This is a genomic window from Deinococcus aquatilis DSM 23025 (assembly GCF_000378445.1).
Lineage (GTDB): Bacteria > Deinococcota > Deinococci > Deinococcales > Deinococcaceae > Deinococcus > Deinococcus aquatilis.
The window spans coordinates 210,505-222,627 of record NZ_KB899695.1 but is presented as its reverse complement, the minus strand read 5'-3'; the positions used below and the strand labels follow the sequence as shown (position 1 = coordinate 222,627).

General features: G+C 63.4%; 13 protein-coding genes. 6 read left to right on the top strand and 7 right to left on the bottom strand.

The annotated features are described in order from the left end of the window. Positions 1 to 21: 21 nt before the first annotated feature. Positions 22 to 408 carry a response regulator gene (locus F561_RS0101120; protein WP_019008092.1) on the bottom strand — a complete coding sequence of 129 codons (387 nt, stop codon included), beginning with the start codon at positions 406 to 408 and terminating at the stop codon, positions 22 to 24. 114 nt (positions 409 to 522) lie between these two features. Next, the gene (locus F561_RS0101115) at positions 523 to 2,250 is read right to left on the bottom strand and encodes a long-chain-fatty-acid--CoA ligase (RefSeq protein ID WP_019008091.1); all 1,728 of its coding nucleotides are present in this window, start codon (positions 2,248 to 2,250) and stop codon (positions 523 to 525) included. Between the two features lie 408 nt (positions 2,251 to 2,658). Here F561_RS0101115 and F561_RS0101110 point away from each other — a divergent pair, with 408 nt between their 5' ends. Further along, entirely contained in the window at positions 2,659 to 3,240 is a 582-nt protein-coding gene (locus F561_RS0101110) for a nucleoside deaminase (protein WP_019008090.1), read from the top strand. Between the two features lie 132 nt (positions 3,241 to 3,372). Then, complete coding sequence (locus F561_RS0101105; protein WP_019008089.1) at positions 3,373 to 4,278, top strand: ribokinase; 906 nt, start codon at positions 3,373 to 3,375, stop codon at positions 4,276 to 4,278. A gap of 45 nt (positions 4,279 to 4,323) precedes the next feature. Here F561_RS0101105 and F561_RS0101100 read toward each other — a convergent pair whose 3' ends face one another. Beyond that, the gene (locus tag F561_RS0101100) at positions 4,324 to 5,106 is read right to left on the bottom strand and encodes a nucleotidyltransferase domain-containing protein (protein ID WP_019008088.1); all 783 of its coding nucleotides are present in this window, start codon (positions 5,104 to 5,106) and stop codon (positions 4,324 to 4,326) included. Positions 5,107 to 5,199: 93 nt separating this feature from the next. Between F561_RS0101100 and F561_RS0101095 the strand changes: the two genes are divergently transcribed. The 3 genes from F561_RS0101095 (at position 5,200) to F561_RS0101085 (ending at position 6,338) form a co-directional block, all read left to right on the top strand. Then, positions 5,200 to 5,721: a DUF1999 domain-containing protein gene (locus F561_RS0101095; protein ID WP_019008087.1), complete on the top strand. Its 522-nt coding sequence runs from the start codon at positions 5,200 to 5,202 to the stop codon at positions 5,719 to 5,721. A 75-nt stretch (positions 5,722 to 5,796) separates the two neighbouring features. Continuing rightward, the gene (locus F561_RS0101090) at positions 5,797 to 6,012 is read left to right on the top strand and encodes a heavy-metal-associated domain-containing protein (RefSeq protein WP_019008086.1); all 216 of its coding nucleotides are present in this window, start codon (positions 5,797 to 5,799) and stop codon (positions 6,010 to 6,012) included. Positions 6,013 to 6,017: 5 nt separating this feature from the next. Further along, positions 6,018 to 6,338 carry a DUF503 domain-containing protein gene (locus F561_RS0101085; protein WP_019008085.1) on the top strand — a complete coding sequence of 107 codons (321 nt, stop codon included), beginning with the start codon at positions 6,018 to 6,020 and terminating at the stop codon, positions 6,336 to 6,338. 88 nt (positions 6,339 to 6,426) lie between these two features. On the opposite strand, the gene lepB is transcribed toward F561_RS0101085, so the two are convergent. Together lepB and F561_RS0101075 are read right to left on the bottom strand one after the other, a co-directional pair. Next, positions 6,427 to 7,203, bottom strand: a complete 777-nt coding sequence (gene lepB / locus F561_RS0101080; RefSeq protein WP_019008084.1) for a signal peptidase I — start codon at positions 7,201 to 7,203, stop codon at positions 6,427 to 6,429. A 58-nt stretch (positions 7,204 to 7,261) separates the two neighbouring features. Continuing rightward, a complete protein-coding gene (locus F561_RS0101075) occupies positions 7,262 to 8,104 on the bottom strand; it encodes a patatin-like phospholipase family protein (protein ID WP_019008083.1) in 843 nt (280 codons plus the stop codon). A 139-nt stretch (positions 8,105 to 8,243) separates the two neighbouring features. Here F561_RS0101075 and F561_RS0101070 point away from each other — a divergent pair, with 139 nt between their 5' ends. Then, positions 8,244 to 8,996, top strand: a complete 753-nt coding sequence (locus F561_RS0101070) for a serine/threonine-protein kinase (protein WP_019008082.1) — start codon at positions 8,244 to 8,246, stop codon at positions 8,994 to 8,996. A 132-nt stretch (positions 8,997 to 9,128) separates the two neighbouring features. Here the strand turns inward: F561_RS0101070 and F561_RS0101065 are convergent, their stop codons facing one another. After that, complete coding sequence (locus tag F561_RS0101065) at positions 9,129 to 10,748, bottom strand: alpha-amylase family glycosyl hydrolase (protein WP_019008081.1); 1,620 nt, start codon at positions 10,746 to 10,748, stop codon at positions 9,129 to 9,131. Positions 10,749 to 10,913: 165 nt separating this feature from the next. Further along, positions 10,914 to 12,056, bottom strand: a complete 1,143-nt coding sequence (locus F561_RS0101060) for an LCP family protein (protein WP_026298498.1) — start codon at positions 12,054 to 12,056, stop codon at positions 10,914 to 10,916. Positions 12,057 to 12,123: the final 67 nt, after the last annotated feature.

Here is a 12,123-nt window from a genome sequence, read left to right as displayed (position 1 = left end):
GATCAGCGAGCGCAGCAGCAGTCAGCGGCGGCGGGCCTCGATCAGTTGGTTCACGCGGCCCCGCAGGTTCTTGCCGGAAAGGGGTTTATAGACGATGTCGTCTGCGCCCACCAATTTGGCATGGTCGCGGGTCTGGTCGTCGTCGAATCCGGTCAGCAGCAGCACGGGGGTATCACGCAGACGTTTGATCCGCTTGACCCGTGAGCAGATTTCGAAGCCGTCCATGTGCGGCATTTTAACGTCGAGCAGCATTGCGTCGGGGGTGTGGTCACGGAGGTAATCCAGCGCGGTCTTGCCGTCCTGAACAGCTACGATTTCGTGCCCGTCTGCCGACAGAATGACCTCCAGCATAGTTCGGATGGCCGGTTCGTCATCAGCGACGAGGATGGTATATGCCATAAAGCCCATGATAGTGCAGCGCGGCCCTGTAAGAAACGTCACCCGCACGAGAAGGGCGTGAGAAACCCCCACACAGTGGCGGGGGTCGGGCGGGGGTAGGTCAGCAATGTGGTGGGTGGGGCGTCAGCTTTTGCCTGCGGCCTGCGCTTCCCGCGCTTCCTGTGCCAACTGGCGGCGCAGGATTTTCATGGCGGCGGTCTTGGGCAGTTCGGAGCGGAACTCCACGCTGCGCGGCACCTTATAGGCACTCAGGTCTTTCTTGCAGTGCGCGATGATCTCGGCCTCGGTGGTCTTCATGCCGGGTTTCAGGGCCACCACCGCGTGTACGCTCTCGCCCCGGTAGGCGTCCGGCAGGCCCACGGCGGCGGCTTCCAGCACTGCCGGATGGCTCATCAATACCTCTTCCACTTCACGCGGGTAGATATTGAATCCCCCGGCAATGATCAGGTCTTTTTTGCGGTCCACGATGCTGAAATAGCCGTCCTCGCCCATGATGCTCATGTCGCCGGTCATCAGCCACGTGCGGCCATGCGCCTCCCGCAGCGTTTTGGCGGTCTCATCGGGGCGCTGCCAGTAGCCCTTCATGACCATCGGCCCGGCCACCCACAGTTCTCCTACCTCTCCAGCGGCAACAGGTTGGCCGTCCTCGCCTGCCACCACCGCGTCCACGCCGGGCATGGGCAGGCCGATGCTGCCCTCGCGCTGGCCGCTGAAAATCGGGTTGGTGTGCGTGATCGGGCTGGCTTCGGTCAGGCCGTAGCCCTCCACCAGATTCGCGCCGCCCGTGATTTCACGGAATTTGCGCGAGGTTTCCAGCAGCAGGGGGGCGCTGCCGCTGATGCAGGCGCGGATGCTGGTCAGGTCGTGCTTGGGCGTGTCGGGATGGTTGTTGATGGCGTTGTACAGGGTCGGCACGCCCGGAAACAGCGTGGCTTTGCTGGCCGTAATCGCGCCGAGCACCATCTTGATGTCGCGCGGGTTGGGAACGAGGGCAATCGTCGCGCTCACCAGCACGCTCAGGTTCATGGCAACCGTCATGCCGTACACATGGAAAAACGGAATGGCAGCCAGCGTCACTTCCTGACCCTCGCGCAGATCAGTCATCCAGGCGCGGGCCTGTTCGCAGTTGGCGACCAGGTTGCGGTGGGTCAGCATGGCCCCTTTGGGCACGCCCGTGGTGCCGCCCGTGTATTGCAGCAGCGCCACATCGTCCGGCTCTACCCGCACGGCGCGGGGGGCGGGTGGCTGGCTCTTGACCAGTGCCCTGAACCCCAGCACCTTGCCGCCCGGCTTCACGCCCACCCACGTTCCCTCGCGCCGCGCCTTGACCGGATACAGCAGATTTTTGGGGAAGGGGAGAGCGTCCTGAATTCCGGTCACGATTACGCGGCGCACCCCCACGCTGGCCTCTATTTCGGCAAATCGCGGGTAAAAGGTGTCCAGCATGATCAGGGTTTCGCTGCCGCTGTCGTTGAGCTGATGCTCCAGCTCTTTGGGTGTGTACAGCGGGCTGGTATTCACCACCACCGCGCCCGCCAGCAGCGCCCCATAAAAGCTGACCACGAACTGCGGGCAATTGGGCAGCATGATCGACACCCGCTCGCCCGGACTCACGCCCGCTTTCTGGAGGGCCGTCGCGAACCGCTGAACGTCCTGCCACAGTTCGCGGTAGGAGGTACTGGCCCCCACGAAGGTCAGCGCGGGGCGGCCCGGAAACCTGGCGGCGGCGTGTTCAAGCAGCATCGGCAGCGTGTCGTTGCTGGGCACGAAGTCGTGCGGCACGCCCGCTTCATAGTGGGCCAGCCAGGGGCGGGGCAGAGGACTCGCGGCAGGGGGTTGGGGTGCAGTCATGGCGCAGACACGCTCCTTTAAAAAACTTCGGTGAACAGCTTCGGTGCGGAGTTGGGCCGGGGTGAAGTGCAGGTCGGAAAAGAATTGGCCTCAGCGCAGGGAGCGGTAAGGACCGGCAATGAGGGAGGCGGGTAGAGAGCAGACAGGAAGCGGCCAAGCAGCGAAAAGCACGCACGAGACACACGAACACTTTGTAATTGAACTCAGTATAACAAAACCCTCAGCGGGCCGCCATGATCTTTCTCAGAGAAATAGGGGCGTATGGGTGGGTAGTTCTGAACCTGAATTTGTGACTGAGGCCTGAGGCTTGAGCCAACTCCCACCGACCCAGACTTGCCCCAGCAGACCCACAATCCGACCCAAGGTTGCCTCAAGCCCCTCTCACGCGCCTTTTGACAGACTGACCTCATGACCGAACAGCCTGCTCCACCCCTGACCCTCAGCCACCGGGCACACCTGAAAGCTGCACTGGAAATGGCCCGCGAAGCTGTGGCGGCGGGCAGCTCCCCTGTGGGGGCCGTACTGGTCAATGAGCAGGACGAAGTGGTTGCCAGAGGCCGAAACCGGGTGGGCGAAGACCAGACCGCCGAGCATGTGGGCGGCGCGAGTGTGGCGCACGCCGAAATGGACGTGTTTTTTGCGCTGGGCAAGCTGAAAAACCCCGGCAAGCTGACCCTCTATACCAGCCTCGAACCCTGCCTGATGTGCGGCGGCGCGTCTGCACTGCTGGGCATGGGCCGCGTGGTGTGGGCCACCGACGATGCCTGGGGCGGTTCAGGCCGCCTGATCAAGTGGGCCGACCATCCCGCGATGCAGGCCACCGAAGTCATGGCCTGCCCATACCCTGACCTGGAGGCAGAAGGCGCACGCCTGTTCGCCCCCGAAGCCAGGCGGGCCTTCCCCGACGAGGGCTGGGAACTGTGGCGCAAGCGGTATCCGGCAGAGACGCAGGATGTGGAAGAACAGGACGCGGAAGAGGACCAGGGTTGAGGGCCTGCGCCTTATCTGCGGAGTCTGATGCCTCTGAGTCTCTTACTGCGGTTATAAAGCTCAACGAATTCAGGCGCTTGTTGGTGGCCCATCGACCAGGGTACAGGTCCCAATTGCTCTACCCTCGTTCCCATGACCATTCTTGTCATCGGCAGCGTCAATGCTGACCTGACTGTGCAGGCCACCCGAATTCCTGCCCCCGGTGAAACTGTGCTGGGTGGTGACGCCCGTGTATCGCCAGGTGGGAAGGGCGCAAATCAGGCGGTGGCAGCAGCACTGGCAGGTGCACAAGTCAGGCTGTGTGGGGCGGTGGGCAGCGATTCCGATCCCTTCCGGCCTCCAGCTCTGTCGGGCCTGACCCGTGCAGGCGTGGATTTGTCGTTGCTCCATACGCTGGACGCCCCCACCGGACTGGCCCTGATCACGGTGGCGGCGAACGGAGAAAACGCCATCACCGTTGCCAGCGGCGCAAATGCCCGCTTTGGGCCAGAGCATCTGCCCACAGACTGGAGCGGCCTGACCCATCTGCTGCTTCAGCAAGAACTCACGCCCGCCGTAACGCGGGAGGCCGCCCGCCGTGCCCACGCCGCCGGACTGACCGTGATCCTGAATGCCGCGCCTGCCCGCGCTGCCGACCCGGAATTGCTGGCCCACACCCATCACCTGATTGTGAACGAACACGAACTGGAGGCGCTGGTGGGGCGACCCTCCGAACCCACCGAACTGGAATCCGCCGCCCGCTCATTGCTGGAACTTGGGCCGCAGGCGGTGACGGTCACGCTGGGCGCACAGGGTAGCCTCACCGTTACCGCTGAGACGACCGACCGGATGGCGGCCCACCCGGTACAGGTCGTGGACACCACTGGAGCAGGCGACACCTTCTGCGGCATGCTGGCGGCGCGGGTGTCTGCTGAAGATTTCCTGTCCGCCGCGCTGCACTGGGCGGGCCTGGCGGCAGGATTGGCCTGTACCCGCCCCGGCGCACAGGACAGCATGCCGAATTGGGAGGAGGTGCTGGAAGCGCAGGTTTTGCGCTGAGATTTTCAGTAAAGGTGTGCTGAAGTTGTCTCCTGGACCGCCGCGTCAGGTGGCCCCCAGTGATTTACTATCGATTTGTTGTGCCGCCCAAAGGATCAACTGTTGAACCTGTCTGTTCAGATCAGGGTCAATGGCCGGGTCTGTTCTCCAGTTTTCCAGACTGATGATCAGCGTGTGCCAAGGTTCTGGAAAGGTGGCCGCTGCCCAGCGTACGGCGGTGGGTTTGCTGCTCAGGTGGCCGGTGCTGAGCGTGTGGGCAATACGGCATAGGGTTTCGGCAGCGTATACGGCGTGGCCCCGGTGGCTCCAACCGGGATCTCCGGGTGTGAGGGCAAAGGCCCGCCAATCTTGGAGGCGGTGCAGCACGGCGCGGCGAAGTTGTGCGTCCGATACGGGCGCGATGAGGGTATGCGGCTCAGGGCCAAACCATCGGCTCCGACCATGCAGCATGGCCCAGCGCTCCAGCACCCAGTTTTCGTGGTGGGTGTGCCAGTCCAGCACCCCTCCGCCGCGTGAGAGCGTGGGGTGCCGTTCTTCTGGCCGCCAGTATTCGGCACTGGCGCGGGGCAGATAAGCCACTTCCAGATCATGGCTGTAGGGCTGTCCGGAGGCGAACATGCAGGCATGCAGCGCGGCCAGTGCAGCAAATTCTGTGGAACTGATCGCCTGGTCCATGATGCAGCAGACATCCACATCACTGGTCTCAGGCGCGAAGTCGCCCAAAGCCAAGGAGCCGCGCAGGTAGAGGCCCACCAGATTCGGCCCCAGAATGGCTTTTTGTTCGGCCAGCAGGTGATCAAGGAGGGCAGTGACGGCAGAAGGCCACATGGTTTCTCCATGCTAAGGCTGCGCCGCTGCAACTGTGCCGCCTCGATTGCCCCACGGCCTTTCGTTACGCCCTCCTTTGATACGCTGCTCTCTATGCGTTACCGAGTCTTTACCGAACATGATTACGACGCGTTGCACGCGCTAGATCTGACCGCACTGGCCCATGCCGACCCTGCTTTCGACACCCTGCCGCCCCGCGAGCGCGAGGGCCGGATCTCCACCACGTTGCCTGCCCTCAAGTTCTACGAACGCAGCGAGCATTCCTTTGTGGCCGAAGATGACGGCGTGCTGCACGGCTTTATTTTCGCCCAGAGCGTGTGGCAGGGAGACCGGCCTATCGTGCTGGTTCGCACCGTTGCCCTGGCACCTGCTGCGCCCGCCGCCACCGCCGAGGGTCTGCTGCACGCCACCGTCAAGAGTGCCTATGATACCGCCGTCTATGAGGTGCATTTTGCAGTCACGCCCGCGCTGGAGGCTGCCGCCTTTGCCGAGGGCGCACATGTGCTGGGGCGCTACGCAGTGCGGCACCTGGGCACGCGGGCCGAGACTGCGCCCGGTCAGAAGTTGGGAGACCAGAAGACAGGGAATTCGGAATTGCCTGAACTGGGCCGCTAAGTAGCTCCTTGATCCCCTTTGGGGTATCCGAGCAGAGCGAGCAAGGACGTACTTAGAGTCTCTATACTGCTGGGCATGACGAAATCTGCAACCCGCGTGCTGCTCGGTGTACGCGGCATGAACCGAGAGGCAGGCGAAAAGGTGTCGGGGGCGCTCCGTGCCCTGCCCGGCGTCGTTCGCGCTCTGCCCGACGACGGCCAAATTGAAGTACATTACGACCCCTCTCAATTGACGGTCATGGACTTGGTTCGCGCAGTACGCGGGCAGGGATTCCTTGCCGGAATGCTCTAGACGCGGTGGCGCTGGGCTACGTAGGTGTGCTGACCGTGCGTGTGGAAATGCCGTGGGTCAGTAATCTCAAGGAAAAACGGGCGCTGGTGCGGCCCGTCGTGGAGCGCCTGAAGGCCCGTTACCCTTTAACGGTCGCGCGTCTGGACGGTCTGGATGCCCACGACTGGGAGATCATCGGTGTGGCAACCCTCAGCAACGACTACGTGTGGGTCGAAGAAACCCTGCGGATGGCCGCTGACTATATCGCCCGCGAAGGCGAATACCGCGTCGTGTGGGAAACCACCGAAATCACCGTGCTCGGCGAGGATGATGAGCAGGACGAGTAGATAACGCGGGAGGCTTCCCCACGCATGCCGACGCCACAGAGGGAGCCGTCTGAATGACTGGCTCCCTCTGCTTTGGTGCGGCTACCGCCTACTTATTGAAGTTGTCGAAGCCTTCTGGCCGGGTCAACACGCGCCAGTTCAGCACGTTTTCTCCGCTGAGGCCGTCGTCGGCGACCTTATCGGCAGCGCAGTCATACTTGATGTTGGTTTTCCGCATGATGGGCCAGATCACGGCGGCGGCTCGGCCAGCCACATCACGCTTGAGCACCGGCCCGAACAGCCTCGAATCTTCGCTGCCATTCGGGGTGCGGTTGTCGCCCATCACGAAATATTGTCCGGCAGGCACGGTAATCTCAGGCTGGTCGGTCAGGACTCCATTTCGGCCAGAGGCGGCCAGATTCGCCAGGTCGCTCTGGTTGTCCCAGCATCCCTGCTGACGCCAGTAATCGGTGGTCCAGCTCGAATCCAGTTTGGTGCCGTTGATCGTCACCTCGCCGCCACTGATGCTGATCTTGTCGCCGGGCAGCCCGATCAGGCGCTTGATCAGAAAGGGACGGTAGGTCCAGAGGTTCAGCGGCGCACTCTTCTGGAGGTTGGAAATCTTGTCGGCGGCCTCGCGGGGCGGTTTAAAAATCAGGATATCGCCGCGTTTGAATTCTCCGACGCCCGCCTTGTGCAGCCACGTTTCGTATTTGGGCACGAACACGCGCTCGCGGTTGCGGAGGTTGGGCATCATACTGACGCCGTCCACACCGACCAATGTGGCGACAAACTGCGTGATGACCACCGCGAAAACGATGGGTTCCAGCAGTTCCTTCCACAGTTTTTGAAGGGGGCCGGGGGCGGACTTGAGCAATCTGGTCATGCAACGCGCAGGATAGCGGATACAGGGTGAGGAACACCCACCCTCACCGGAGAGCGCTTCAGGCTGTGGGGGGGTGTGGCGGGAGTGGCGCGGTTCCCTGTCCGTTGCCCAGCACTGTCTGAATGCGCGGCAGCTCGGCCAGCGCTGCGTTCCGGCCCGCTTCTATGGCCTGCACCGAGCGGTTGAAGTTTTGCAGGTCTACGTCGCCCAGTACGGGGCGCAGCAAGATATCGGGACGGTACAGACTCAGCCGGGCGTCGGTCAGTTGGGCCTGCATGATTTCTACCGCCCGCCGTAGCGCCTGCACTGGCCCCAGATGTGCCTCACGCCGCCAGAGCAGCACGCGCCGCCCGTGCAGTGCCAGCGGGCTGGGGACCGTCACGTCTACAGCCAGCACCTTTCGCACGCCCAGAAACAGCGCGGCGTCTACTGGAACCTGATTCAGCACGCCCCCGTCCGAAAGCAGCATCTCGCCGACTGGTACAGGCTCCAACGCACCCGGATAGGCGGTGGTGGCCCGCAAGGCCGTCAGGAGGTTGCCCCGCGAGAGGTACACGCCCCGGCCCGTGAGGACATCGGTGGCCGTGACTGCCAGCGGAATGGGCAGTTCCTCAAAGGTGGCGGGCAGATGCTGAGACAGCCAGGACTCGAAGGCCGACACCCGGATCAGACCTGTGCCGGGCCGCCAGTCCACCAGACGCCGCCACGACACCGACGCCGATATCTTTTCCAGTTCCGCGCCCGAATAGCCTGCTGCAATAAACGCGCCCACCAATCCGCCCATGCTGGTTCCGGCCAATACGGTGGGCCGTAGCCCGGCCTCTTCGAGCACCCGCCAGACGCCGATGTGCGCCAATCCCCGCGCCCCACCGCCCCCCAGTACCAGTCCATACTCCGTCATATAGGGCGATTCTAAGTGCCAGAGGCCCGTGCCTGGGCGAAAACAGCGCAACAGGATCAGGTCGTTGCCGGGCCGCGTGCCTCTTCATCTGTTTGGGGTGTCTACCCATGTGGCTCACTCCTGCGCTAGCGTGAAGCCGATGCCTCTGGCGGGTCAACTTGTAGGCGATGGGGTGCGATTGATTCGTCCCGTCGGGCGTGGCTCGCATAGCGTCGTGTATTTTGCCGTGTCGAAGGAAGGGACGCCGTGCGCGGTCAAAATCTTTCCGCAGCATCTGGCCGCCTTTGCAGACCGCGAATATCAGAACGCCGCGCCCCTCGATCATCCGCGCCTGGTGCGTGTGCTGGAGCGCACCACGGTTTCAGATCAGCCCGCGCTGGTGGTCACGCTGGCACGCGGCGAAACCCTGTTCGACCGCTACGCCGCCCGCCCCGCACTGACCGAAGAACGCCGGGCCTTTTTGCTGACGCTGGTGCATCTGCTAGACGCTCTGGCCTACCTGCACGCACGCGGAATGGTTCACCGCGACATCAAGCCGGAAAACATCATGGCCGAACCCGACGGGAGTGCCAAGCTGGTGGATTTTGACCTGTCGGGGCCGCTTCACGAAGTTATGAATGCCCCGACCCGCATGGGCACGGCAGCTTTTCAGAGTCCCGAGGCCTACCGGGGAGAACCCCTGGGGCCAGAAAGCGACCTGTACGGCGTGGGGGTGCTCCTGGGCTGGGGGCTGCACGGCTTGGTCCTGGAACCGGGCGAACTGCCGCCCCACAGCGATGATCCCCTGTCGCATCTGCACATCATTCTGACCCGCCGCGACTCGGCGACCCGGCCTAACAATGCACTGTGGGCGCGGTCAGAGCTGTTGGCGTTGGCTGGATTGTTGTACTGAGTGAGAGGTCGGTGGTGGGCGCTTGGCGGTTGGGAAAAGCTGAAGTATCAGAGGTTCGTTGCCCCTGGTCACTAAAAGGAGAAGGCAAGCCACTTCGGCGTGCCTTCTCCTTTTGCCTTGCCGCCTTCAGTCTCAGTTCAGGATGATTCGCGCTTCGTTGGGACGCAGGGCAGAGGTGCTGTCCGGCAGGTCGTTCAGGCTGCTCAGGACGGTCTGACCGCTGATTCCTGACAGATCCCGCGTTTCTGCACCGAAGTTCAGCAGCACGGTCAGGCGTTGCCCTCCCTGCGTGCGCTCGAAGGCGAAGACATCGCTGTGGTCAGTGTCCAGGCTGCGGTAATCGCCGCCCAACAGCACCGGATAGTCACGCCGCAGCTTCGTCAGGGCGCGGAAGTAGTTCAGGTCGCTGTGTGGGTCGTCCTGCTGGGCCTGCACGTTGACGGTATCGGCATCGGGGGCAAGCGGCAGCCACGGCGTCACGCCAGCGGGGGCAAATCCGGCGTTCGGGCCTGCTTCCCACTGCATGGGGGTGCGCTCGGGGTCGCGGCTGGCGCTGGGCACGTCGGGCTGTTGCAGGCCCGCCGGGTCAACCATCTGCTCGAAGGGAATCGCCACGTTTTCCATGCCCAGTTCATCACCGTAGTACACGGTGGGCGTGCCGCGCAGGGTCAGCAGCAGGGTCTGGGCCACGCGGTACTGCGCTGCTCCCACCCGAGACTTGAAGCGGTGCTGATCGTGGTTGCCCAGCACCCAGTTGGGCCACGCACCCGCAAGGGTGCTGGCCGCGTCGTAGCTGTCGGCAAAGGCCCGCACCTCATTCGCGGTCCACGGCAGCAAGATCAGGTGAAAGTTGAAGGGCAGGTGCACCATCTGGGCATCGGGAGTGCCGGAATAGGGCAGGAGGCGTTCAAGGGGCAGGTAGATTTCTCCGACCATCATGCGGTCATCGAACTCGTCCAGCACGCGGCGCATCTCACGGATGTACTCGTGGGTTTCGGGCTGATCCTGCGTATAGGGATGCTCCAAGCGCCAGTGGTCCGGCTGTCCGGGCTGCCAGTGGGGGTTTTCCGGCTCGTCCAGATAGCGCTCGTCTTCGGCCAGCAGCCAGATCACGTCTACCCGGAAGCCGTCCACGCCCCGGCGCATCCAGAAGCGCAGCACATCGAACATGGCGGCCCGCACGTCGGGATTGCGCCAGTTCAGGTCGGGCTGGCTGGGCAAAAACTGGTGCAGATAATACTGACCGCTCGCCGCGTCCAGCGTCCACGCGGGGCCAGCAAAAAATGACTTCCAGTTGTTGGGGGGGCCGCCATCTGGGGCGGGGTTTTGCCACACATACCAGTCCCGCTTGGGGTTGTCGGTGCTGCTGATGGCCTCCTGAAACCAGGCATGATCCGAGCTGCTGTGGTTGGGCACGTAGTCCAGCATGATTTTCATGCCCAGGCGGTGCGCCTCGGCCACCAGGGTATCGAACTGTTCCAGCGTGCCGAACAGCGGGTCTATATCGCAGTAGTCGGCCACGTCGTAGCCGAAATCGCGCATGGGGCTTTTGAAGATGGGCGAGAGCCACACCGCCTCCACGCCGAGGCTGGCGATATAGGGCAGCCGCGCCGTAATGCCGGGGAGGTCGCCCACGCCGTCGCCGTTGCTGTCCTGGTATGAGCGGGGGTAAATCTGGTAAATGATGCCGTGTTGCCACCATTTGAGTTCACCCGTGAGGGTTGCCGCGTCAACCTGCGGAGCCTGTGTCATGGGAAAATCGTAGCAGGAAAGATAGCGGGTCTGAATCGTTTCAGAAAAGAAGTCTAGACAGGAAGCCAGGAACGTGAGTGGTCAGCGGTGAGTGAGAAGGGCGACCCCGCTGCAACGTGATTTTCTTTTATTCTCTGGCCGCCGCGCTTCCCGCGTGTCACACCCTCATTTCCCCGGCGTGTCGCTTCCCAGCCGCACCGTCACATCTGCGCCGCCCACAGTTTTGGCCGCGCTCTGGGCCGCCTCTACCCGCCCATATCCCACGTCCTGTAGCACCCGCGCTGCTGCCTTGCCCGACGCGGTGGTGGTGGCCGCGCTTCCCAGTGCCGATGAAATACTGACGTTCTGGTAGCCCATTGCCTCCAGCTTTTCTTTGAGGCGGCGGGCGCTGCCACCGGGGGCGGCGACGTTCACCACAGCGATATTCAGGGTGCGTGGGTCGTTGGGATCGCGGAAGTGCTCGGCCACCAGGGTACGCAGGGCGCTGCGGTCTGGAATCCAGGTGCCACCGCCGCCAAAATCGCCGGGCAGGGTGTGCATGGTCACGGTTGGCCCACTCAGCGCTCCGCCCAGCAGCGCCCCCACCTGTGCGCGGGACACGTTGGATTTCACGTTGCTGTTCAGCGCCCCGATCACGCCCGGCACGCGCCACATGTTCACCGGATTTTTCAGTTTCCCCGTAAAGGCACTCAGAAAGGTCTGCTGCCGCGCCACACGTCCAATATCCCCCAGACCGTCTTTGCGAAAGCGGAGGAAGCCCTCGGCCTGCTCGCCGTTCAGGTGTTGCCGCCCCGGTTGCAGATCGATGTGCAGCTTGCCTGCCGTATCGTCGTATTTCATGCGCTGGGCCACATCCAGGGTCACGCCGCCCGCCGCATCGGTCATCGAGCGCACGGCATGGAGGCTCAGCAGGGCGTAGGCATCCACCTTCACTCCTGTCAGGCTTTCGACGGCCGATACCAACATGTCCGGGCCGCCGTGCACGTTCGCGCCGTTGATCTTGCCAAAGCCCCAGCGCGGAATATTCAGCCAGGTATCACGCGGAATGCTGAGGAGCTGAGCACTGCCATCGGGCCGCAACTGCGCCAGCACCAGCGTATCGGTCAGGCCGCTGTAATCTTCGGGGGAGGCGGGATAGGGCCACACCGCGCTGGGCGGATAATTGGGCGTTACACCTGCCAGCAGCACCGTGACGGGAGCATCGGCTTTGCGGGGCAACGTACCGTAGCGGGCGAGGGCCGGAAAAGCCGGAGAGCAGAGGGCCACAGCCCCCGCCAGAGCAACAAGAAGAACCACACCACGGCGCACAGGGCGAGTGTAGCGGGCGCAGGGCCGCCGCGCCAACATCCCAAAGATGCAGCGCAGTAGGGGAAAT

What these genes read in the sequence shown, in the direction of transcription:
- F561_RS0101120 (WP_019008092.1), bottom strand. Translation starts at nt 408, where the DNA reads ATGGGCTTTATGGCATATACCATCCTCGTCGCTGATGACGAACCGGCC.
- F561_RS0101115 (WP_019008091.1), bottom strand. Translation starts at nt 2,250, where the DNA reads ATGACTGCACCCCAACCCCCTGCCGCGAGTCCTCTGCCCCGCCCCTGG.
- F561_RS0101110 (WP_019008090.1), top strand. Translation starts at nt 2,659, where the DNA reads ATGACCGAACAGCCTGCTCCACCCCTGACCCTCAGCCACCGGGCACAC.
- F561_RS0101105 (WP_019008089.1), top strand. Translation starts at nt 3,373, where the DNA reads ATGACCATTCTTGTCATCGGCAGCGTCAATGCTGACCTGACTGTGCAG.
- F561_RS0101100 (WP_019008088.1), bottom strand. Translation starts at nt 5,106, where the DNA reads ATGTGGCCTTCTGCCGTCACTGCCCTCCTTGATCACCTGCTGGCCGAA.
- F561_RS0101095 (WP_019008087.1), top strand. Translation starts at nt 5,200, where the DNA reads ATGCGTTACCGAGTCTTTACCGAACATGATTACGACGCGTTGCACGCG.
- F561_RS0101090 (WP_019008086.1), top strand. Translation starts at nt 5,797, where the DNA reads ATGACGAAATCTGCAACCCGCGTGCTGCTCGGTGTACGCGGCATGAAC.
- lepB (WP_019008084.1), bottom strand. Translation starts at nt 7,203, where the DNA reads ATGACCAGATTGCTCAAGTCCGCCCCCGGCCCCCTTCAAAAACTGTGG.
- F561_RS0101075 (WP_019008083.1), bottom strand. Translation starts at nt 8,104, where the DNA reads ATGACGGAGTATGGACTGGTACTGGGGGGCGGTGGGGCGCGGGGATTG.
- F561_RS0101070 (WP_019008082.1), top strand. Translation starts at nt 8,244, where the DNA reads ATGCCTCTGGCGGGTCAACTTGTAGGCGATGGGGTGCGATTGATTCGT.
- F561_RS0101065 (WP_019008081.1), bottom strand. Translation starts at nt 10,748, where the DNA reads ATGACACAGGCTCCGCAGGTTGACGCGGCAACCCTCACGGGTGAACTC.